The sequence below is a fragment of the Bradyrhizobium sp. 2TAF36 genome, assembly GCF_052114925.1.
GTDB classification, from domain to species: Bacteria; Pseudomonadota; Alphaproteobacteria; order Rhizobiales; family Xanthobacteraceae; genus Bradyrhizobium; species Bradyrhizobium barranii.
The window spans coordinates 1-22254 of the sequence record NZ_JBFRFR010000014.1; the positions used below are offsets into that span (position 1 = coordinate 1).

19 protein-coding genes are annotated in these 22254 nt (G+C 61.8%); 13 read left to right on the forward strand and 6 right to left on the reverse strand.

Going from position 1 to position 22254, the window contains the following annotated elements; all coding sequences use genetic code 11:
- Positions 1-198 (reverse strand): hypothetical protein (locus tag AB4Z51_RS10295; protein WP_441497391.1); only part of this gene is annotated, 198 nt, incomplete at its 3' end.
- 24 nt (positions 199-222) lie between these two features.
- On the opposite strand from AB4Z51_RS10295, the gene AB4Z51_RS10300 reads away from it, so the two are divergent.
- Together AB4Z51_RS10300 and AB4Z51_RS10305 are read left to right on the forward strand one after the other, a co-directional pair.
- Entirely contained in the window at positions 223-1428 is a 1206-nt protein-coding gene (locus AB4Z51_RS10300; protein ID WP_441497373.1) for an MHYT domain-containing protein, read from the forward strand.
- Complete coding sequence (locus AB4Z51_RS10305; protein WP_441497374.1) at positions 1371-2450, forward strand: ATP-binding protein; 1080 nt, start codon at positions 1371-1373, stop codon at positions 2448-2450. The genes AB4Z51_RS10300 and AB4Z51_RS10305 overlap by 58 nt, the downstream gene beginning before the upstream one ends.
- A 1648-nt stretch (positions 2451-4098) precedes the next feature.
- Here the strand turns inward: AB4Z51_RS10305 and AB4Z51_RS10310 are convergent.
- Positions 4099-4905 (reverse strand): LuxR C-terminal-related transcriptional regulator, encoded by an 807-nt coding sequence (locus tag AB4Z51_RS10310; protein ID WP_205124608.1) that lies wholly within the window; start codon positions 4903-4905, stop codon positions 4099-4101.
- A gap of 581 nt (positions 4906-5486) precedes the next feature.
- Here AB4Z51_RS10310 and AB4Z51_RS10315 point away from each other — a divergent pair.
- The gene (locus tag AB4Z51_RS10315) at positions 5487-6179 is read left to right on the forward strand and encodes a LuxR C-terminal-related transcriptional regulator (protein ID WP_084795225.1); all 693 of its coding nucleotides are present in this window, start codon (positions 5487-5489) and stop codon (positions 6177-6179) included.
- Between the two features lie 115 nt (positions 6180-6294).
- On the opposite strand, the gene AB4Z51_RS10320 is transcribed toward AB4Z51_RS10315, so the two are convergent.
- Entirely contained in the window at positions 6295-6531 is a 237-nt protein-coding gene (locus AB4Z51_RS10320; protein WP_028147263.1) for a DUF6894 family protein, read from the reverse strand.
- 392 nt (positions 6532-6923) lie between these two features.
- Complete coding sequence (locus tag AB4Z51_RS10325) at positions 6924-7931, reverse strand: NAD-dependent epimerase/dehydratase family protein (RefSeq protein WP_441497375.1); 1008 nt, start codon at positions 7929-7931, stop codon at positions 6924-6926.
- Positions 7932-8307: 376 nt separating this feature from the next.
- Between AB4Z51_RS10325 and AB4Z51_RS10330 the strand changes: the two genes are divergently transcribed.
- From AB4Z51_RS10330 to AB4Z51_RS10340, 3 genes are all read left to right on the forward strand, one after another.
- Positions 8308-9294 (forward strand): aldo/keto reductase, encoded by a 987-nt coding sequence (locus tag AB4Z51_RS10330; protein ID WP_175618099.1) that lies wholly within the window; start codon positions 8308-8310, stop codon positions 9292-9294.
- Positions 9295-9594: 300 nt separating this feature from the next.
- Positions 9595-11418, forward strand: a complete 1824-nt coding sequence (gene glmS, locus AB4Z51_RS10335; RefSeq protein WP_441497376.1) for a glutamine--fructose-6-phosphate transaminase (isomerizing) — start codon at positions 9595-9597, stop codon at positions 11416-11418.
- Between the two features lie 513 nt (positions 11419-11931).
- Positions 11932-12132 (forward strand): hypothetical protein, encoded by a 201-nt coding sequence (locus AB4Z51_RS10340; RefSeq protein WP_063984312.1) that lies wholly within the window; start codon positions 11932-11934, stop codon positions 12130-12132.
- Between the two features lie 119 nt (positions 12133-12251).
- Here AB4Z51_RS10340 and AB4Z51_RS10345 read toward each other — a convergent pair whose 3' ends face one another.
- Together AB4Z51_RS10345 and AB4Z51_RS10350 are read right to left on the reverse strand one after the other, a co-directional pair.
- Entirely contained in the window at positions 12252-12650 is a 399-nt protein-coding gene (locus AB4Z51_RS10345; protein ID WP_441497377.1) for a hypothetical protein, read from the reverse strand.
- A 291-nt stretch (positions 12651-12941) separates the two neighbouring features.
- Positions 12942-13190 carry a hypothetical protein gene (locus AB4Z51_RS10350; RefSeq protein ID WP_441268502.1) on the reverse strand — a complete coding sequence of 83 codons (249 nt, stop codon included), beginning with the start codon at positions 13188-13190 and terminating at the stop codon, positions 12942-12944.
- Positions 13191-13422: 232 nt separating this feature from the next.
- On the opposite strand from AB4Z51_RS10350, the gene AB4Z51_RS10355 reads away from it, so the two are divergent.
- From AB4Z51_RS10355 to AB4Z51_RS10385, 7 genes are all read left to right on the forward strand, one after another.
- Positions 13423-13602, forward strand: coding sequence for a hypothetical protein (locus tag AB4Z51_RS10355; RefSeq protein ID WP_247308935.1), 180 nt, complete (start codon positions 13423-13425; stop codon positions 13600-13602).
- A 77-nt stretch (positions 13603-13679) separates the two neighbouring features.
- Positions 13680-14360 carry a response regulator transcription factor gene (locus tag AB4Z51_RS10360; protein ID WP_014496376.1) on the forward strand — a complete coding sequence of 227 codons (681 nt, stop codon included), beginning with the start codon at positions 13680-13682 and terminating at the stop codon, positions 14358-14360.
- Between the two features lie 55 nt (positions 14361-14415).
- Positions 14416-15837, forward strand: a complete 1422-nt coding sequence (locus tag AB4Z51_RS10365) for an ATP-binding protein (protein ID WP_441268501.1) — start codon at positions 14416-14418, stop codon at positions 15835-15837.
- A 179-nt stretch (positions 15838-16016) separates the two neighbouring features.
- On the forward strand, positions 16017-16937 hold the full coding sequence (rpoH, locus tag AB4Z51_RS10370) for an RNA polymerase sigma factor RpoH (RefSeq protein ID WP_441497378.1): 921 nt from the start codon (positions 16017-16019) through the stop codon (positions 16935-16937).
- A 139-nt stretch (positions 16938-17076) separates the two neighbouring features.
- A complete protein-coding gene (locus tag AB4Z51_RS10375; protein WP_441268500.1) occupies positions 17077-20259 on the forward strand; it encodes an efflux RND transporter permease subunit in 3183 nt (1060 codons plus the stop codon).
- Positions 20256-21527: an efflux RND transporter periplasmic adaptor subunit gene (locus tag AB4Z51_RS10380; RefSeq protein ID WP_441268499.1), complete on the forward strand. Its 1272-nt coding sequence runs from the start codon at positions 20256-20258 to the stop codon at positions 21525-21527. Before AB4Z51_RS10375 ends, AB4Z51_RS10380 begins: the two co-directional genes overlap by 4 nt.
- Positions 21528-21537: 10 nt before the next feature.
- Entirely contained in the window at positions 21538-22239 is a 702-nt protein-coding gene (locus tag AB4Z51_RS10385; RefSeq protein WP_441268498.1) for a hypothetical protein, read from the forward strand.
- Positions 22240-22254: the final 15 nt, after the last annotated feature.

Genomic DNA, 22254 nt, shown 5'->3' on the forward strand with positions numbered 1-22254 from the left:
GGGCCTCCGCCCCAGCCAACCATGCCCGCCGTACGTCACGCCATCGTCGATCTCATCCTTCGGCCGCCGTCTCAGCAGTGCCCATATTGCCGAAAGCAAATCCTTGAAAAACAGGGGCGCAAACACATTCTGCCAAAGTAGTGCTAGGGTGAATTTGCCCCAGATTTCCATTACCATCTGGTGGAAATGAATCACCATACGGCCTCTCACGATCCCGTTCTTGTGGCGCTGTCGATCCTGATCGCCGCGCTCGCCTCCTACACAGCGCTCGACCTCGCGACCCGGATGCGTGCCGCGTCCGGGCGGGCTCGTCCGGCTTGGCTTGCAGCCGCGGCGACGGCCATGGGCGGCGGCATTTGGTCCATGCATTTCGTCGGCATGCTGGCCTTCAGGCTGCCTGGGGTCGATATCTCCTACGATCCAATCCTCACCTTTCTATCGCTTGTCGTCCCCATCGTTGTCGCGGCCGCGGCCTTTGCCGCGGTCGGAAGACGCCCGCAGGCGCTCCTGGTGTCCGGCCTTGCGATGGGGCTCGCCATATCCGGCATGCACTATACGGGCATGGGCGCGATGAGAATGGCGGCATCCGTCGCGTACGATCCTCGGTGGGTCGTGCTCTCGGTCGTGATCGCGATGTGCGCTTCGGTCGTGGCGCTCTCGCTCGCCTTTCGCAAGACAAGTGCGACGCAGCGGCTGTTTGCAGGACTTGTCATGGGTCTCGCGATCTCCGGCATGCATTACGCAGCTATGGAAGGTGCCTCGTTCGAGCCTGCGAACACCATGGCGGGACACGCTGGACATTTCGTGGGTCGGGCGCCGCTGGCATTTCTGCTCGCCGGCGCCACCATCCTGATCCTGAGCTTCGGGATTGCCGCTGCCGTCTACGATCGGGCCTCGGCGGAGCGCGCCCAACGCGAGGCCAGCGCGCTGAGGCGAAGTGAAGAACGCTTTCGGCTCCTGGTGGAGGGCATCGCCGATCACGCCATGTTCATGATCGAGCCGAATGGGTCCGTGGGAAACTGGAATCTCGGCGCGCGCCGGCTGATGGATTATGGCGACTACATCGTCGGGACCAGCTACGCGATCCTTCATACCGACGAAGACCGCGCGTCCGGGGCGCCAGCACGTGCTCTCCTTGAGGCGGAGCGGTACGGCAAGTCAGCAGTGGAAGCCTGGCGCGTGCGCCGGGATGGCAGCCGTTTCTGGGCAGAGGCAACCCTGGTCGCGGTACGGAATGAAAGCGGCTTGATCACTGGGTTTGCCAAGATCGTGCGCGACATCAGCGAGAGGAGGCGGGCACAGGACGCGCTGGATCGGGCACGCGAAGCGCTGACGCTGTCGCAGAAAATGGAGGTCAGCTTACCGGCGGCGTGGCCCACGATTTTAACAACCTGCTCGCCGCCGTTCTGGGCAGCCTTGAGCTTCTGAAAAAACGCCTGCAAACAGACGATCCGAAGATACAGCGTCTCGTGGACAACGCGATGCAAGGCGCGCAGCGGGGCGCTCTGCTAACCCAGCGCTTGCTTGCCTTCGCTCGCAAACAGGATCTCAAGCCGGCTGTCGTCGATATCGCCGCACTGGTGCGGGGCATGGCGTCACTGCTGAAATTCGAGGCAGGCGTCCGTATCGACACACTCTTTCCGCTGGACCTGCCAAACGTAAAGATTGACGCCAACCAACTCGAACTGGCCATCCTCAATCTCGCCGTAAACGCGCGTGATGCGATGCCGGCCGGCGGCCTGATAACCATCTCCGCCCGAGACGAGCAGCACGAAGCTGGCGCTCCCCGCTACGTCGCGCTCTCGGTGAGCGACACCGGCTGCGGCATGGACGAGGAAACGCTGAAGCACGCTCAGGAGCCGTTCTTCACGACGAAGGGTATCGGCAAAGGCACCGGGCTCGGACTATCGATGGTTCACGGCCTCGCCGAGCAGTCCGGCGGCAGGCTCGTCTTGAAGAGCCGCCTTGGGGTGGGCACGACGGCCGAGATCTGGCTGCCGGTGGCCGAGGAGGAGGCCGCGCTGCCAGCACCGCGCGCGGAGTCCCCGGCACCCATGCTTCGGGCCGACCGCCGGCTTTCTGTGCTTCTGGTCGACGACGATCCTCTCGTGCTCGAGAATACGGCGGCAATGCTGGAGGATCTCGGGCATGCGGTGGTCGAGGCACGCTCGGGCGAAGAGGCATTGGATCTCCTCCGCCGCACGCAGACCATCGAACTCGTCGTCACCGACTTTGCGATGCCGGTCATGACCGGCCTGCAGCTTGCTGAAGCCGTGGTCGTGGAGCGTCCCGGTACGGTCATCCTCCTGAGCACCGGGTATGCGGAGCTTCCCATCGACGCGCGTTCCAATCTGCGCCGCCTGTCGAAGCCGTTCGATCAGGCTGCCCTTGAGAAGGCTATCGAGGGAGCGATGCGAGAGCGGGAGAGCGCGAGATCTGTCGTCGCCTGACGGTGTCGGGCTGACGGCCGCCGATCGGTGCCGCCAGCACATTTGCCTCCAGCTCCGCGACCAACCAATATGATTGCGTTGAGCCATTAGATCGTGCTTCGACCGGAGAGAATAACGGCGCTTCAGCGACGAGAGATTGCCGCTGTCCCGGTGAAAGCATGCCGGTGCTTGGCAACTGTGTTGCCGATTCGATAAAGGGCTAAATTCAAGTCGGCGTCGCGCGCGGATTCACAACCGTGTACCCCCTCAAAGAACGCGCGTGTATTCTTGTTGCGCGTCCACCTGAGTTGCCGTCGTACGCCATCCAGACGTCGCCCCCGATGTGCTGCTCGAGGACGAAAACGTGCCCGCGTCTTGCCGCGACCATTCCTGGTGCCGGCGACGTACGCGGAAATCTCAGCCAGTTTGCCGCGAGATTCAATTCCGGAACGATGCGACCAAACAGGCGCAGGGCTGCGGCACAACCGCAGAATGAGGAGGGGCAGCCCCCGGGGCGGCCGCCAACGATCCGAGTGCTGACGGGACTATCAGACGCCGCAATATTTGTATTGGCGACGACGGAGAGTTGTTTGGTTCGGTGTATCCGCAATGAGTCTCGCGCCTCTCTTCGCTGGTTCGGGATTTGCGCGTAGTTCGAGAAGTCGCATGGCATGGTGACGTTGCATTCAGAGGCGTGCTGCATGCGATAGGGTCGTGCATCGGAATTGAGCGAGGTGATCACAACGAGGCAGCACGCAGAAATAACTTGCTTGAACATCGCAGGCTCCGGGATTGATGGATCCTGCCCCGAGCAACGAGCAACTAACAAAGATTGGCTGAAATGGGTCAAAAGAGCGGCCCAATGCTGGATCAGGGGCCGGCTATACTTCTGGAGTAACTCAAAACGCGTCGTTGAAGAGCGCCTTCTGCCGCGAGTGGGGCCGTGAACGCTGCGCCCGCTTCACGTGTCGATCATGGCCACGTAGTCCACGTGAAGAGTAATTGGTCCCTTCGATCCGTCCAGAATGACGCGGAGGCTCTTCGGATAGTATCCGGCCCCAACCACGGTCCCGGTCTTTCCAGATAAGCGAGGACCGGCTGCCGGCTTTACCTGAATTCGTGAACCCGGCGGAAACTTGAGGTTCGTTTGGGCCGACCCTGAGATGACGTCCTCGGCAGCAAATGAGCTGATTCTACTCGAAAAATCGCCAGCGCGCGGCACAGCGAACGGGTGGGACAAATTCGATTCGCGCGCGCTATCAAAAAGAGCTCTCCAGCCACGGCGCTAGAGGCAAGGCATGCCGGCACCTAATGCTTCCGCAATTTTCGTCGCCAGGAACTGCGGCTGCTGGTTGAGCTGGTGCGGGCCGTGCTTGTATTTGCGCGTCCAGATAGAAGCAGCGTCGGGATCTGCGATGTATCGGCAAACGGCTCGTCCCGGATGGCCAGGCTCCTGCGGCGACCAGGAATATTGGTCGCCGATGCTTTCTAGCTGAGTCGCAACGCGCATCATTTGAATGCAGGAGACGTCTCGAAATGTTGCGGATGCACGGGCAGGCTCTGATCCTCTCGATCGATAGATCAGTCCGGCGCGGCTAGCTGGGCGGCGCGTACAGGGGCCGCCCGGGATTTGTTGAGGGCGTGATGGGCGTCAGGCCGATCGGCCAGGCTAGTCCGGCTCTGAGGCGTCGATTTCGTGACGTCCGCGGTCGCTTGACACGAGGCTGAGCGTAGGTTCCCGATCGATTGACAACGGCAGCGCGTGACCATTCGAGACCCGCACCAGTGATCCGTTGTTCATTCCCCAAATTGCGGCCTGCGTCCTGTTCTGGACCCGTATCTTGCGCAGGATCGCCTTGACGTGAACCTTCACGGTCGCCTCGGCAATATCGATCTTTCGYGCAATGCACTTGTTGGAATTGCCCTCGATCAGATAGGAGAGAATCGCCCGCTCTCGCGGTGACAGATGAGGTGCTATCCGTTCTTCGGCCGCAACGAGGAGATTTGATCGCTCTTCGATCGCTGGCTGAAGCTGAGGCTCGCGATCGAAACCGCTATCGAGCACGAATGACAGGAAAGCCGGTGGAAACACCGTCTCGCCCATCGTCACGAGTTCGATGGACTTGATGAAAGCGTCGCATGAATTGACGTCGACGAAGTAGCCGCTGGCGCCGGCCTTGTAGGCCGCGATCAACTCATCCGGCCGGTAGTGGTCCGAAACGATCGCGACGCGCGCGTCCGGATAGTGCTCTCTTACAAACCCGATGTGCTTCATGGCTGCATCGAATTCGCCGGTGCTGTGGATAATCACAAACAGGAGCTGCTGATGTGCCTGGAGTGTGCTTGTAACTTCATCGGTGCTCGAGGCCGAGACCGCAATTTGAAAATCTGCCGCATGCAGTATTTGAGAAATTCCCTCTCGCAGCAAAATATTTCGTCCGATCAAAACAACTTTGCAGGATTGCCGCCTCCTCATCTTACCCTCCGCAACCAACGCAATGACACAACTTGAATGGAAACACGCAGGAAAAGGAACAAAGCGTCTCATGGCCCGGTTTTTCTGATTTACAGAAGCCGGGCGCCGTTTAGTTAATAATTACTGAAGGTTAGATTCGATCTTTCGATTTTGCCTATATACCTTTGGTTATAGGCCGATGGGTCCTCAAGCTGTTGGTGAACGGCCGTCAGAGATTGACTTGGGGGCGAAAGAGAATACTGATTCAACCTTTGAATGTTCGCCCTGAGCGGGTGAATCCGTTCGCGAAAGCCTTGCTCCATCGCGATGCTTTCGAACTTGCCAAGTGGCAAGACTGCTCTCCAGCGGTTGTGAGCCGTGACCACCGGGTTCATACGGCCCTTTGATCCGGCGAACTTGATGTATATTGCGATCACAGACTCGTGCGGTTATTTGCCTCATAGGTCCGCTACGCCAAATGATACTTTAGGGAATTGCTCGAAGTTTATTTGTTGGTGATCAATTGATGTTGGAGCGGCAAGGGCGGGGGCCTGTAGCTTCAATCGCGGGAATTTTGGGGGCGGCAGGTTAGGGAGCGCCCGATGCGTCGTGCGACTGTAGTGATTGCAGACCGACACCCAATGGTTTTGCAGGGTCTCGCAAGTGTTCTCGGTTCAGAATCCGATTTTGAGGTCGTTGCATCCTGCGGCGATGCTGCGAGTTGCATCCAGGCAATTTTGACGCTTGCGCCCGACATAGCGATCATGGATGCGGCAATGCCGGAGCTGACCGCGCTGATGAACAATTCGCTCAGCCATTCGGACAGCCGACCAACGCGGTTTGTGTTCTTCGCGCCCAGCGAGGACTATGATCTTGTGTTGGCGGGCGCCCCCGCCGGGTACAGTGTCCTTCTCAAGGAGATGACAGGCCAAGCCGTGGTGCAAGGCTTGCGAGACATTGCCAACGGTCAGACCGTTGTTCCGTTATCACCCACCGATCAGGCCGCGCCTCGCGAGCACAGTCCGAATCCGGAAAGTGCGCTCGCGGTGCTCACCGAGCGCGAGCGGCAGATCATGCGCCTGGTCTCTCGTGGCCTGTCCAACAAGGAAATCGGCCGCCGGCTCAACATTGCGGACGGCACCATCAAGGTTCACCTCCACAACATTTTCCAGAAGCTTGAAATCGGGAATCGCACTGCGCTTGCGGCCCTCGCCATCTCGCAGGATGACCGCGCCAATTCGGCGCAGGACAAACCGGCGCATGCTGGATCGGATCCGGTGCCCGGGGAACGCTAAGACATCATCTCGCACTGTTTGCAGTGCGATATGCGGGCATTTCGCCGAAGCCCAGCCGAGCGACTATTGCACCTTCAGATTGCGCAAGCGCCGGCAAAGCTGCGTTTTCGGTCTCTTATCCCTCGATGGAGAACTGAAGAACGAACAGCGACCGGCCGCCAAGCTCGGGGCTGTCGCTGACTTCCACCTGCCAGGAAATGTAATGCAGGAGTGGGTCCATCACGTCGTGCTTGAGGATCTCGCCGCTCAGTTCGATCGCAGTGGTCCGTGCCGCGGAAATGTCGGGGAGATCAAGTCCGACATCGTCGAGCACTGAATGACCGTCGTGGATATGAAAGAAATACCGCGGCATGGATGTCTCCGGACAACGCGAACATTCCGATGACTGCAGCGAGCCCCCCGCATCACGGTCAAGATTTCGCATCGCAGGGGCGCGCATAGCAAGCGGCTATTCTAGGAGGGCTCAATCATCATTGATGGGTACCCCGACGTTGATCTCTATGATCACGAATTCAGAATGAACAATTGCTTCTCGAGGACTACGATGATGTTGCGTCGACGGAGCCCACTTCGGCGCAGCGTTGCGGCCCCGGCCCTGCGAATCCCCAATGCCCCCGCCGGGGCCGCGCTCTTTTCTTCGCAAGTCCCGCCTGGTCGTCCATCACCGCCGCGCAGAAGTTGCAACCGATACTCCGATCGATCGGGAGCGGACGGTTTGACCCTTGGGGAGATGATCTCGAAAAATCATATCCGGTAGTAGTCGCGATACCAGCGGACGAAATTGGATATGCCGGTTTCGATAGGGGTGGAGGGCGAAAAGCCGGTATCGCGCATGAGATCGCCAACGTCGGCAAACGTTTCCGGAACATCCCCAGGCTGCATTGGCAGCATTTCCTTCGCCGTGGTTCGTCCCAGCTCTTTCTCGATCAATTCGAGGACGTGCATCAGCGCTTCCGGGCGGTTATTGCCTACATTGTAGAGCTTGGCCGGTGCGCCCGCCGCATCGGCGTTGTCCTCCGGAGCGCGCTCGATCAGCCGCGAGATGACGCGCGTGACGTCGTCGACATAGGTGAAGTCGCGCCGCATCTTGCCATGGTTGAAGAGCTTGATCGGCTTGCCTTTAACGATCGCGTCGGCGAACAGGAATATCGCCATGTCGGGCCGGCCCCACGGGCCGTAGATCGTAAAGAATCGTAAGCCGGTGACCGGGAGCCGGTACAGGTGGCTGTAAGAATGGGCCATCAGCTCGTTGGCTTTCTTCGTCGCGGCATAGAAGCTGACGGGGTGGTCGGCCCTATGCCGGGTCGAAAATGGCAACTCGGCATTGGCGCCGTACACGGACGATGACGATGCGTAGATCAAATGACCACAGGCGTTATGCCTGCAGCCTTCGAGGACGTTGAGGAACCCCTCAAGATTGGCGTCGACATAAGCGTGCGGCTGATCGATCGAATGCCGGACGCCGGCCTGAGCGGCCAAATGGACCACTCTCGCAAAACGATGTTTTGCGAACAACTCGGCCATCGTCGACCGATGTCCAAGATCGATCTGCACGAAGGAAAAACGCGGATCGCGGCGCAGAATATCGAGACGCGCGCGCTTCAAGGCGGGATCGTAGTAGCTGTTGATGTTGTCCAATCCGACGCCCCGGCGTCCCTCGTCGAGCAGCCGACGGGCGACATGAAAACCGATGAAGCCAGCAGCTCCGGTCACCAGAACGTCGTCGGCAACTTGTTCTGAGCGAGATGACATTCGCTGTCCAAGTTAGATGGAGTTTCGAACGGCGAAGAAGGTGCCATCGATCGCAGAAAGTTAACTCTCAATCGCGCCGCATCTCGATTGCGCAAATGAGCACACCTGACGATGGCGGCGGAGCCGAGCTGCCAGCAGCCGTTCGAACGGACTACTCCGCGCATCCCCGCCACTGTCTCAAATTCCAGGGGCGTAGCGTATGTAATGTCCGAGCGAACCCCGTCATCATCCATTTGCATGAAGATGAAGCCAGGCAAACCTGCAGAGATGTTTCGGCGGCGGGCTTGCCCGACGTGGCCGTCGGCTTGGAGTACGCGCTGTCGAACGATCGACGTCGGTGACTTGAGCGCAAACGGCGTGGTCAGGGGTGCTTGCGATGAAGATGGTCCGTGTTGATGCTCTCGGCGCGAATGTATCGAGCATCGGTTTCGGCTGCGCGTCGCTCGGGGGGCGCGTTGGGGCTCGCAGGGGGATCGAGGGGCTCGAGCGCGCATACGACGCCGGAATAACCTGGTACGACGTGGCGCCTTCGTATGGCGATGGGATGGCCGAGTCTATTTTGGGCCAGTTCGTATCCAGCAAGCGCGGCAGCGTCCATATCTGCACAAAGGTCGGGATGCGCCCGCGTGATACCTCCGCCGTTAAGCGGATCCTGAAGCCGATCGCGCGCGCCGCTCTTGCGGTGTTTCCCGGGATCCAACCGCGCCTCTCCGCAATGAAATCGAAGCCCTTCAAAGTGCCGCTATCGGCCGAGCTGATCAGGACGAGCATCGAGGACAGCTTGAGGCGACTCCGCACGGATTATGTAGATGTGCTTGCTCTCCACCGTCCCACCCGCGAAGAGGTCGTTCGCGAAGACATCATTCGAGCGGTCGAGCGCATCGTCCAGGACGGGAAGGCCCGCGCCATTTCGATTGCGGGCAATAACGAGGGCGGAATTGACGACCTCCATGAATCGCTACCATACCGGCTGATACAGATAGCGAATAATCCGCTCGAGCCGAATCTTCAGAGATCGACGGAGATTGCGCGGCGCAGGACGCTTGTCACGTATGGATCATTTTCGAGCGTCGATCCGCTTGTCGCGAGGCTGGGATCGGAGAAGGAAATACTGAACGGCCTTTACGAGATGGGATACCGGGGCGACCTCACCGAGATCGCCGCTGCCTTCGCCGTGGATTATGCGCTGGCAACGAACTCGGCAGGAGTCTCACTGTTTTCGATGTTTCGGAAAGAGCATCTCGCGTTCAATCTGCGCCGGTCAGCGCAAATCCCGGCGCTTCATCTGCTCAATCGCATCGTCGCCGAGCTCTCGAACGGGCCGCGGCAAACCGAACGATTGGTCAAGCGTGTGCCGGTGTAGCGATCAAGTGCAGAGCCAATGGGCATGAGGTCTACTCCGTCATCATCATACAATCGGCGGCCGCGTGTGTTAGAATTCACGTCCCACGATACTACTCGCCAATCTTGTCGACGATGTTCGACAGGCGCGCGGGCGGCCGGGAGGCGGCTAGCTTGAGCGTCTCGCTGAAGCATGCGCAGCAGGTCAGGCCGAAGGTGAGGGGGCCAGGCCGCTGCCGTCGCATTAAGGAGGTTGCCCCAATCGGGGTTGCGCCGGGCGGCGCGCTTCGTGGGGTCGTTGGTAGATGCTCGGAGAGAGGCCATGTGCGGAATTGTTGGTGTCGTCGGGCGGGGTCCTGCTTCTGCTCTCCTTTTGGATGCGCTGAAGCGGCTTGAATATCGCGGATATGACTCGGCCGGTATTGCCACTCTCGAGGACGGTTCGCTGACGCGACGTCGTGCGGTCGGAAAGCTCGTGAACCTCAAGATTCGGCTCGACTCGGAGCCGCTTGCCGGGCGGATTGGAATTGGTCACACGCGCTGGGCGACGCACGGCCGTCCCGATGAGACGAATGCGCATCCTCACATGGTTGACGGTGTGGCGATCGTGCACAATGGGATCATCGAAAACCACCGCGAATTGCGCAATGACCTCAAAGCGGCCGGTGCACATTTTGCGACCGAAACCGACTCCGAAGTGGTCGCGCATCTCGTTAGCCGCGAGCGGAAGAACGGATACGAGCCGGTCGCAGCGGTGCGTAAGGTGCTCCCGCGCTTGAGCGGAACGTTCGCGCTCGCCTTCCTGTTCGAGGGGCACGACAATCTCCTGATCGGTGCCCGAAAGGGCTCGCCGCTTGCTGTCGGCTACGGTTGCGGCGAAATGTTCCTGGGGTCGGATGCGATGGCGCTCGCGCCTCTGACGGACATTGTCGCCTACCTTGAGGACGGCGACCTCGCCGTCGTGACCCGGGAGCAGATCGAGTTTATCGACGTGAACGGCGCGCGCCTGCGCCGTACGTCGGCCAAAATCGCTGGTGCTGCTGTGATTGTTCACAAGGGCGAGCATCGCCACTTCATGGCGAAGGAGATTCACGAACAGCCGAAGGTGGTTGGGCAGACGCTTGCGCAATATATCGCGCCCGACGGGAGGATCAGGTTGCCGGCAGGCGTGGACGTGGACTTCGGGACAGTCGATCGCGTGTCGATTGTAGCTTGCGGGACCTCCTTCTACGCCGGTCTGATTGCGAAGTACTGGTTCGAGCGCTACGCCAAGCTCCCGGTCGAGATCGATATTGCTTCGGAGTTCCGCTATCGCGATGTTCCGTTTGGCGCGGGCAATCTGGCGATTTTCGTGTCGCAATCTGGGGAAACGGCCGACACGCTCGCTTCGTTGGAGTTCGCCAAGACCCACGGCCAGCGTATTCTCTCTGTCGTCAACGTGCAAACCTCGACGATGGCTCGTTCAAGCCACATCGTAATGCCCACATTGGCCGGTCCGGAAATAGGGGTCGCATCGACAAAGGCGTTCACCTGTCAGCTGGCAATCTTGCTCTGCATTGCAATCGCTGCCGGTCGCAGTCGCGGTGTGGTCTCGGCCGAAGACGAGCGCTCACTCGTCAGGGCCCTTGCCGAGATTCCAGACTATATGGCCCGCGCGCTCGAACTGGAGCCGAAAGTCCATGAGCTCGCGCGTGAGATCGCCAGGGCCAGAGACGCCCTGTTCATCGGCCGGGGCACCAATTATCCGCTCGCATTGGAGGGGGCCCTCAAGCTCAAGGAGGTCACTTACATTCACGCAGAGGGCTATGCGGCCGGTGAGCTCAAACATGGACCGATCGCGCTGATCGACAAGGGCCTGCCGGTCATCGTCATTGCGCCGTACGACGCGACGTTCGAAAAGACCATGTCGAACATGCAGGAGGTGATCGCCCGTGGGGGCCGCATCATCCTCTTGACCGACGAGAGAGGTGCTTCACTCGCCGCGTCCAGTGGTTGCTCGGTTCTGTCCTTACCGGATATGCCCCCGATCGTGGCGCCGCTGGCTCTCGCGGTGCCGCTACAGCTCCTTGCCTATCACAGTGCCGCGATTATGGGGACCGACGTGGACCAGCCGCGGAATCTCGCGAAGTCCGTGACCGTCGAATAGTCGGTCCGGTCGCGCCACTTCCGCTTCAGAAAGAGGTGCTGTCGAAAGCAGGATGCTGGTCTGACAGACCGGGACGCTCCGAAATGGGTGCCTCTTTCGACCAATCCGCGTTCTCGGCGGCTCGGGGTAAAATCTAGTGGCCTTCGGGCCCAGGTTAAGCACCGACGTTCGCAGGGCAGGCGGCCCCGCTATATTGTAACCGCGTTGGCGGGGCCGCTGCTGCCAAGAAACGAGCTAGGACTTAGGGGGCCGCTTCCATCCGGCGAAGCGAGTGGGGTTTCCCGGGGCGGTGCGGTTCGGACTTGAGATACGCAACTCCTCAGAACCAGCCGCCTTGCGCGCGCTCCGCAGCGGGATCCTCGCAGACTCTTCGGCATCAGGCGGCAAGGGCAGCCCGTTCAGGGAGTAGTCCTTTCGGGTTATTGGAAGACCGTTCCGCTTCGAGATAGCTTCAGACAAGCCCGTCCGGTCGACGAGCTCGTTTGGCATGCTACGTGCGCTTCGCGAGGGATCATGTCGGTTTTGACGGGAACGGCCGGCGCGGACATTCGACGCGGTGATATGATCAAAGTCATCAAAGGGAGGCTGTTCCCGGCGCTCCTTTACGAGCAACATGAGGGCGGCGCCGCCGAAGATATTCCCGAGGGCGCCCGTGCCTATTGCCTCAAAGACAAAGTCTGGCGAACGATGCCTCCGGGCTTCCGCCCCTCCTAGACTTGTTGGCAAACCAGCATCGCAAAATGGCCGAGCGAGGCTCGGCCAAGTCGTGAGCGGGGCGGCGCCGCAACCTCCGCGGTCGGTCTGGACTGACGGCGGAGCGCTGTGTGTGCTGACTAGCTGCAGCTCAGCGGCAACGGCTGGTCGGGGTGCAACTCGTACCAATCGTAGCAATCTGGATAGGCGCCGTAGAATCCGTATCCGGGTCGATCGCGACCAAAGCGGTGAAACGCATGTTGGCGCAGGCTGATGCCGCCGTTGCCGGCATGACCGCCGAATCCGAGATGTTCGCCGCCAAAGCCTCCATCACGCGCCATGCCACCGAAATGCGCGCCGCCGCCGCCGAAGCCCATATGTCCGCCGCCAAAGCCACCACCGCCAAAACTGGCGTGGCCGCCGCCGCCAAAGCCACCACCGTGGCCACCGCCGCCGCCACCGCCGTGCGCCTCGGCCGCGCCGATGGCCAGGGTCGAGGCAAGCGCCGCCGTTGCTAAAATCATGATTGCTCGTTTCATGGGACACTCCTTTCGTGTCGATCTGCCTGGTCATCCATGCAGTCCGCTTCCGCGTCGTGCCGTCGCCAAAAGCTCCTGATGACAAGGCTCGTGATGAAAGGAGAGGTAGGAGCGATGCGCGGCAATCCCACTAAATTCGACTTCAGGAACGAGGCGCACCGGTAGGGAAGTTGACCCTGCCGCGGGGGCCGCGGCTCACAGAAGGGGGCGGGCTGAACGTTCCAGCCCGCCCCCGTCGTTCGATGAGGAACGGCCGACCGAGGCGCCCGGCCGGCCAAGGAAATGCCGCAATCAGAAGCTGCCCGTGCCGGGCTCGCAAGGCACGTTGTTGCCGGTCCACGGCGCCGTCGCGAAAGCGCCGACGCGCGGCGCGGGAACGCAGACGCGGCCTCCCTGCTGATAGAAGGGCGCGTCCGACGCGGCCGTATCGGTTGTCATCGCGGGCTGTCGCATGACGGAATGGTGCTCGCGCGCCATGACGGGTCCCCCGAGCAAGGCGGCTGCAATCAATCCCGTCGACAAGAGTTTGAGAGTGGTCATTTCGGCTTCTCCTTTGATGACATCAGGCCGACCAAGCGGCTCACCATCAACGTATGGACGGCCGGGCGTCATCCAAATGCACGAATTGCTCACCGGATTTCAACGGCCTGTGAGCCGGCGCGGCGCTGCAAGCACGATCGTGCGAATGCGCAACATCCGTTGCCTTGAGAGTAACGGGGAGCGCATCGCAGGCATATGTTCATGAAAGCGCAGTTCAGAATGGAGGCGGAAGATGATCATGACGACAGCGAGACGTATGGCCATCGCGCTGGCCCTGTTGGCGACGGGCTCGGCGCGCTTCCTGAATCGCTATTTAGTGGTGCCCCATGCTCCGCAGGACTATCTCGTCAGACAACGAGTGGCCTATGGCAGGCTGGCGCGGCGCCGCGCGTCCAGAGCGGGCGGGCATTGAACATGACGCTCCGGACCGCCGAGCCCGTGCTCCCGCGCCGCAGGCCGAAGCGCCTCGCAGAACGTGGGAGCAGGATCATGACGCGGATTCTTCTGATCGAAGATGATGCCGAAACCGCCGAGGTGATCGTCGCCGAACTCGCCGATCGCGGTTTTGAGGTCCAATGGGCCCCTGACGGCGTCGACGGTCTCGATCGGGCGCGCGCGGCGTGTCCGGATGCCATGATCGTCGATCGCATGCTGCCCGGAATGGACGGACTGACCGTGATCGAGGCCTTGCGCAAGGATCGGGTCGGGACGCCGGTGCTGGTTCTGAGTGCGCTCGGCGCCGTCGACGATCGGGTCCGCGGATTGCGCATGGGGGGAGACGACTATCTCACCAAGCCGTTCGCCATCATCGAGCTCGTCGCGCGCATAGAGGCATTGCTGCGCCGTCCGATGGACAGCCGCGAGACCACGTTGCATGTCGGGCCGCTGGAGCTCGACCTGATCGAGCGGACCGCGCGACGGGACGAGCGCGAGATCGATCTGTTGCCGCGCGAGTTCCGCCTGCTCGAATACATGATGCGCCGGAGCGATCAGTTGCTCACGCGCGCGATGCTGCTCGAAGAGGTCTGGAACTACAAGTTCGTTCCGGCAACGACGAATCTGATCGACGTGCATATGGGCCGGCTGCGCCACAAGGTCGATGGTCCCGGCGATACGCAGCTCATCCACAATGTTCGCGGCTCCGGCTTCATTCTGCGTTCGCGCGCATAGAGACGCGAAACCCAGGGGCTCGCGGAGCACATCTCGGACGAAGAGTGCCGGTTCGATGCGCCAAATTCAGTTCATCCGTTCGAACACGTTCCTCTGGGCCCTGGCGGTGGCGGCCGCATTTGCGCTGTTCGTAGTTGGGCTGTTCGCGTTCACCTATTGGAAGCTCGACGACTATCTGATCGCGCGATCCGACCGCATGATCATGACCCGGATCAATTTCATCGCCGATTTGCCGTCGGGGCGCCGCATTGGAGCGATCTCCGATCATCTCGAGCAGGATTCCAGGGGCGTGCAGTACGCGGGACTTTTCAATGCTGCCGGCACCCGGCTTGCCGGCAACATCGACAGCTTGCCGCGCGCACTCGATCTCGGCGGAGCGGCGCAGGGTGTGCGGCTCGACCTCATTGAGAAATCGGCGGTCCACGGACCGGTCATCAGGGTCGTGGGCAGGCGTCTTGAGAACGGCGATGTCCTGGTGATGGGACGGAATGTCGATGAGACGCGCGAAATCTCAAGTGTCGTGGGGCAGGCACTCGCGCTCGGCCTGCTGCCGGCGTTCTGCCTCTGTCTGCTGGCCGGAGCGTGGCTGAGTGTTCGCGCGCAGAGACGCGTGGAGGAGGTGAACCAGCGGGTGCAGCGGATCGTGGCCGGGGAGTTGCGCGAGCGGCTTCCGGAGGACAATTCCGACGATCCGTTCGCGCGACTGGCCAGGATCGTCAACGGCATGCTCGCCGAGATGGAGACCATGATCAACGCGCTTGCCGGTGTCGGCAACGATATCGCCCATGATCTCAGGACGCCGCTCACGCGCGCACGCCTGGCGCTGGAGCGCGGCCGAACGCATGCGACCACCCTGGAGCAGCTCCAGGAGGTCACGGACAAGGCAATGGCCGGAATCGACCAGTCGCTCGCGATCGTCACCGCCTTGCTGCGCCTCACCGAGATCGAGAACAGCCGCCGCACCGCCGGTTTCGGTAACGTTGCGCTCGACGAGATCCTGCGCGAGGTGTGCGACGTCTATGAGCCCATCGCCGAAGACAAGGGCATCGGGCTTGGCGTCGTCATCGATCGCAATGTGCAGGTGTGGGGCGATCGGGACCTGTTGTTCGAAGCGATGGCAAATCTCGTGGACAATGCCGTCAAGTTCACGCCGCCCGGCGGCCAGGTGAGGCTCGAACTGGTGTCGGAAGACGACACGGCGCTCGTGCGCGTAAGTGACACCGGACCCGGCATCAGCACGCAGGAGCGCGAAGCGGTGCTGCGGCGATTCTATCGTTCCGACAAGATGCGCAATACGCCGGGGGTCGGGCTGGGACTGAGCCTGGTGGCTGCCATCGTCAAGCTGCATGGCTTTCGATTGATCATCGGTCCGGCTCCCGGCGGGCGGATCGAGATCCTTGCCTGGACCGGGAGGGCGAGCAAAGCCGCCGCATGCCGGTCCCGGACCCCAACTCTCGCAACCGTCAATCAGATGTGATGCCCCTCATGATGCGCGATGTTCACGATGCCAGGACATGCCGAATGTCTGAAGGCGAATTCAGGTTTGTTACGCTCAATTCAGTGGCCTCCTCCTTCGGAGGCTTCCTAGAGTCCGCTTGCCGGTTTCGTATGTGGGAGTGACAGATGCAGAGCCACGAAGTCGCGAGGAATGGTGCCATGGCTGTCGCGGCCGGAGCCCCATCGCTCCCCTTTCTCAGCGCCTATTCCGCCGCCATCAAGCGCTATGAACTGCTTGAGCCCGGTCACGAGCAGCAGCTTGCGCGCCGCTGGCAGGAGACGCGGGACCGCGGTGCCGTGAACGCGCTCGTCACGAGCCATCTCCGGCTCGCAGCCAAGGTGGCGCGCGGCTACAAGGGGTACGGTCTGCCCTTGGCCGATGTGATTGCGGWGGCAAATCTCGGCCTCGTCATCGCGGCGTCACGCTTCGAACCCGGCCGCGGTGCGCGGTTCTCCACCTATGCGGTTTGGTGGATCAAGGCCTCGGTTCACGAATACATCCTGCGCTCCTGGTCTCTGGTCAGGATCGGCACGACGGCAGCGCAGAAGAAGCTGTTCTTCAAGCTCCGTAGCGAGATGAGGAAAGCCGCGGGCGGCGCGATGGCGGCGCTCACGCCCGATGTCGCCGAGACGATCGCGGAAAGGCTCGACGTCACGGCGCGTGAGGTGATCGAGATGGATTCCCGCCTGAACGGTGACATGTCGCTGAACGCGCGCGTTGGCGACGACGAGCAGGGAACCGAATGGGAAGCGTTGCTGGTCGATCAGGCGATCGACGCGGAGACGGTGCTCGCCGATCATGAGCAGACGGAGCGCCGTACCAACGCCTTGCGCGTTGCGCTGGGCATGCTCACGGCGCGCGAGCGTCATATTCTGGAGGCAAGGCGGCTGGCGGAATGCCCGGTTACGCTGGACCAACTCGGCTTCGAGCTTTCGATCTCCAGCGAGCGGGTTCGGCAGATCGAGATCCGCGCCTTTGCCAAGGTCAGGCGAGCCGCAATTCTTGCCGCGCAGGATGCGGCGCGCAAGCGCCCCGACGGCGCCTCGGGCTCACGACCGCGGGAGCTCACCGCTCCATGAGCGATCGAGAAGCGGTGATGCCGGTACGAATGATGTCTGTCCTGCCACGGAGCATCTGAATTCGTTTTCATTTGAACGGATGCTCTCCCGTCCTCATCTGTTCAATGATCCCGCGCAACTTGCTTCAGGCAGAACCACCATGGGAATTGTTCGCTTCGCGCTACGGTTTCCGCACACGTTCTATGTGCTTGCGGCACTGATCCTGTTTCTCGGCGGCATCGCGATCTGGTCGATGCCGACGGACATTTTTCCGGAGATCCGCATTCCCGTCGTCACGGTGGTGTGGAGCTACACCGGCCTGTCTACGCCCGAGATGGAGCAGCGGGTCAGCACCTACAGCCAGTATTCGATCAGCGCCAATGTCAGCGGCATCAAGAACATCGAGGCGCAAACTCTCAACGGCCTGTCGGTTCAGAAGATCTACTTCCAGCCGGACGTGAATCTCGACCTCGCAATCTCGCAGATCGTCTCGGCAACCAACGCCATCCGCGCTCTGATGCCGCCGGGCATTCAGCCGCCAATCATCGTGCAGTTCAATGCATCGAGCGTGCCGGTGCTGCAGCTCAGCCTCGAGTCCAATAGTCTGAACGAGCAGCAATTATACGATTTCGGTATCTACCGTATCCGGCAGCAATTGGCGCCTGTTCCGGGCGTGACGCTGCCCACGCCTGCCGGCGGCAAGTACCGCCAGATCATGGTCGACATCGATCCGAACAAGCTCCTGTCGCGCGGATTGACGCCGCTCGACATCGTCAATGCGGTGAACACCCAAAATCTGACGCTGCCCACCGGGACGACGAAAATCGGCGACACCCAGTACACCGTTCGAACCAACGCCACGCCGGCCTCGATCAAGGATCTCAACATGATCCCGGTCAAGTTCGTGAACGGGGCCACGATCTTCCTGAAGGACGTGGCCCAGGTCCGGGACGGCTCCCAGGTCCAGCAGAACATCGTGCGCGAGGACGGTCATCGCGCCGTCCTGCTCAGCGTGATCAAGAACGGAAATGCCTCGACGCTCGCTGTCGTCAACGGGGTCAAGAAGGCCTTGAGTTCGATTCGCGCGTCGGCTCCTGCAGGGCTGAAGATCAACGAGCTGTTCGATCAGTCGGTCTTCGTCACCCATTCGGTCGATGGCGTGCTGCGCGAGGGCGCGATCGCGGCCGGCCTCACTGCAATGATGATCCTGCTGTTTCTGGGATCGTGGCGATCGACACTGGTCGTCTTGATCTCGATCCCGCTGGCGATGCTGTCTTCGCTGGTCGTGCTGTATTGTCTCGGCGAGACCTTGAACACGATGACGCTCGGCGGGCTTGCACTCGCGGTCGGTATCCTGGTCGACGATTCCACGGTGACGATCGAGAACACGCACCGGCTCTGGACCGAGGAAGGCATGCCGTTGCCTGATGCGACGCTGCACGGGGCGGCTGAAATCGCAGTGCCGACGCTCGTCTCCACGCTCGCGATCAGCTGTGTGTTCACCTCGGTCGTCTTTCTGGAAGGGCCGGCCAAATACCTCTTCACCCCGCTGGGTCTGGCGGTGGTGTTCGCGATGCTGGCGTCATATGCGTTGTCGCGAACGCTGACGCCGATCACTATCGGCCTGCTGCTGAAAGGCGAACGGCGCCATGGCGAGGGCGGAAGCCCGTCGGGCATGTTCGGTCGCGCCTCGGCGATGTTCGACCGCGGATTCGAACGCCTGCGCAACGGCTATTCCGACCTGCTGTTGACGTTGCTTCGGCGTCGCGTTGTCGTGCCGGTCGTCGCGGTGCTGGTGCTTGCTCTTGGGGCCACCATGTTCGTCTATGTCGGTAGGGACTTCTATCCCCTGATCGACGGCGGCCAGATCCAGCTCCACGTTCGCGCGCCCGCGGGTACCCGCATCGAGAAGACGGAAGCGATCTTCCAGGCGGTCGAAGACATGATCCGTGAAGTGATTCCAGAGCGGGACCGGGCGCTGATCGTCGACAATATCGGGCTTCCGGCGCGTCCCTACAATCTCGCATTCACCGACGGCTCGACGATCGGTGTGAACGACGGCACCATTCTCGTGTCGCTCAAGGACGGACACAAGCCGACCGCGGACTACGTCAGGAAACTGCGCCAGGTGCTGCCGGCGGCGTTCCCGGAGGACACGTTCTATTTCCAGGCGGCCGACATCGTGACGCAGATCCTGAACTTCGGTCTTCCGGCACAGATCGATGTCCGCACGGTTGGCTACGGCGCGAACAATCTGGCCGTGGCCAAGGAGCTGCAGAAGAGCCTCGCGGCGATCCCCGGTGTCGTCGATGCGCATCTGCAGCAGGAAGTCGATGCTCCGGCGTTCTATGCCGACATCGACCGCACGCGGGCCGCGCAGCTCGGGCTCAACGCCAGCACGGTGGCGACCAATATCAATGTCAGCCTCAGTTCGTCGGCTCAGGTCTCGCCGAACTTCTGGACCGATCCGACGTCGGGCATCCCGTATTATCTGGCCGTGCAGACGCCCGAATACAGGGCCAATTCGCTGAACGCACTGGGAAATACGCCGGTGTCGGCCTCGCTTGCCGCGAGCGGGCAGACGGTGCCCGGCCTCCTCAGCAATGTCGCGACGTTCAAGCGGGGGAGTGTCCCCACCAATTCGAACCAGGCAAACGTCCAGCCGGTGTTTGACGTCTATGCGAGCGTCCAGGGTCGCGATCTCGGCGGCGTCGCGGCCGATATCAACAAGGTCACGTCCACACTCCAGAAGCAGCTCCAGCCGGGTAATTCGATCCAGGTCCTGGGACAGATCCAGAGCATGAATCAGTCGTTCCGCAATCTCGGAATCGGCCTGCTGTTTGCCGCCATCCTGGTCTACCTGCTGATGGTCGTGAACTACCAGAACTTCGGCGATCCCTTCGTCGTCATCATGGCGCTGCCGGCGACCTTGTGCGGCATCTTGACGATGCTGTTCATCACCGGAACGACACTGAACGTGCCTTCGCTGATGGGGGCGATCATGGCGGTCGGCGTTGCCTCCGCGAATTCGATCCTGCTCGTGACGTTCGCGCGTGATGAGCAATTGAAGGGACATTCCGCGTTCCAGGCGGCGCTGAGCGCGGGCCGCACCAGGATCCGTCCAGTCTTGATGACTGCTGCCGCGATGATCGTGGGCATGATCCCGATGGCGCTCGGAGGTCCGGGCGAGGAGCAGAACGCCGCGCTCGCGCGCGCGGTGATCGGCGGACTTCTGTTCGCGACCCCGACGACTTTGCTGATCGTGCCGTACCTCTTTGCCATGCTGCGCAAAGGTAACGATGGCAAGCCTCACCACGGCGTATTCGAGGAGCAACCGGAATGAGCGACGTTCGTGTGCGGACCAATGACGACGAGGCGAGGGACCCGCCCGATGCGGAGAGCCGCCGCATCGTCGAGCTCCCCGGCAAGGCCGCGCCATCCGGACGCCGTTACGGCGGCGCGCTGCTCGGAGGAGGGATGCTTCTGCTGCTCGCGGGCGGTCTCGGCATTGGCGGCTGGCGGCACTATCAGGCGGCGCGTGAGGTCGCTGCAGTGGCGGAGCAGGTGAGAACCGCCATTCCGGAAGTGCGGGTGGCGGCGGTCCGGCCCAGCGGCGATCTGATGAAGGTTACCTTGCCGGCGACGACGACCGCGTTCGAGGCAGCTAATATCTTCGCGCGGACCAGTGGCTATATCGAAAAGCGCTACGTGGATATCGGCGATCGGGTCAAGAAAGGCGATCTTCTCGCGGCAATCACCGCTCCGGAGCTCGACCAGCAGATCGCCCAGGCCCAGGCGACGTTGGCCCAAAACCAGGCCGCCTTGCAGCAGGCGCAAGCGAGCCGGGAGCTTGCCGACGTCACCAATGCGCGCGACAGCAATCTGGTCAAGCAAGGCTGGCTGACGGCACAGCAGGGCGACAACGATCGTCTCACCCTGCGTGCACAGCAGGCGGCCGTCGGTGTCGCCCAGTCGAACATCACAGCGCAGGAAGCCCAGATTCGGGTGCTCCAGCAGGAGAAGGCCTATCAGCGCGTGGTGGCGCCGTTCGACGGCGTGATCACACAGCGCAACGTGGACAATGGCAGCCTGGTGCAGGCCGGGTCGACCTTCATGTTCACGCTGATGCATTCCAATGTGATCCGAACCCAGGTTTTCGTGCCGCAGGACGAGGCCTTCGGAGTTGGACCGGGCGTCGACGCGGATATTCGCGTCCCCGAGATTCCGGGGCGGACGTTTCCGGGGAAAGTCACGCGCATCGCAAGCGCATTGCAGCCGGGAAGCCGAACTCTGCTGACCGAGATCGACGTGCCCAATCCGGACGGTGCCTTAAGTCCTGGTATTTACTGCACGGTCGAGCTGTCGATCCCACGCAAGACGCCGTCGATGACCGTCTCGTCCGATGCGCTCGTCTTCGATCAGAACGGTCTTCATGTCGCGGTCGTGCGGAATGGCACCGTTCATCTGCAGCACGTCTCGATCGCGCGGGACTTGGGCACCACAATTGAAGTGCGCGAGGGGCTACAGCCCGGCGACCAGGTCGTGCTCAATCCGGCGGTGAACCTGGCGGAGGGCAGCAAGGTCACCATTCGCAAGGTCGAGGTCAGTTAGGAGCATAGAGATGATCCGGATCGTGCTCGCAACAACGATCGCCCTGCTGTTGGGCTGTTCTTCGAGTGAGGCGCAGGTCTCAACGATGGGCACCACGGCGATGGGCCTTCCAACCGTACCGGGTGCGATCGTCACCTCGCCGCTCAATAGTCCGGGTCCGTTTTCCGCAACAACCGAGCCTGGCACTCCCGACACGACGCTGGCGCCTGTTCCGCTCGCCTCGGATCCGACGACGCCGGGTACGGTCGTCGTCTGCGCCACGCCATCGACGTCTCCGATGCCGGTGCCGGCGACCCCGATCGTATCGAGCATCGGCTCGTCAGCGTCAGGCATCGGCGCTCCGCTATTGCCGGTCACAGGCCAAACCGGCAGCTCCATCGGAACGATTCCCGCAGCGGCACCGGCGGGAACGGGGACGACGGTCGCATGCAGCTCGACGCCGGGAGGGCTCGCGACAAGCGCTGCGTCCCTGCCGCTCTCGATCCCGCAAGTGCCGTCCAGTCTCGCGCCCGGCACGATCCTGGCGGACACCAGCGCCGCCGGCGGCACCGGCATCGATCCGAATGCCGCCGTCATGCCGAGCCCGAACAGCACGGCCTGCGCGGAGGGAGTCTCGATGAACCTCGCAGCGCCTGCGACTGTGTTGCCGGCCAACGCCTCAGGCGCGGCGCCAACGCCGGGAGTGTCGCCGATCTTGCCGCCGGGATGCTGAGACGACGCCGCTACA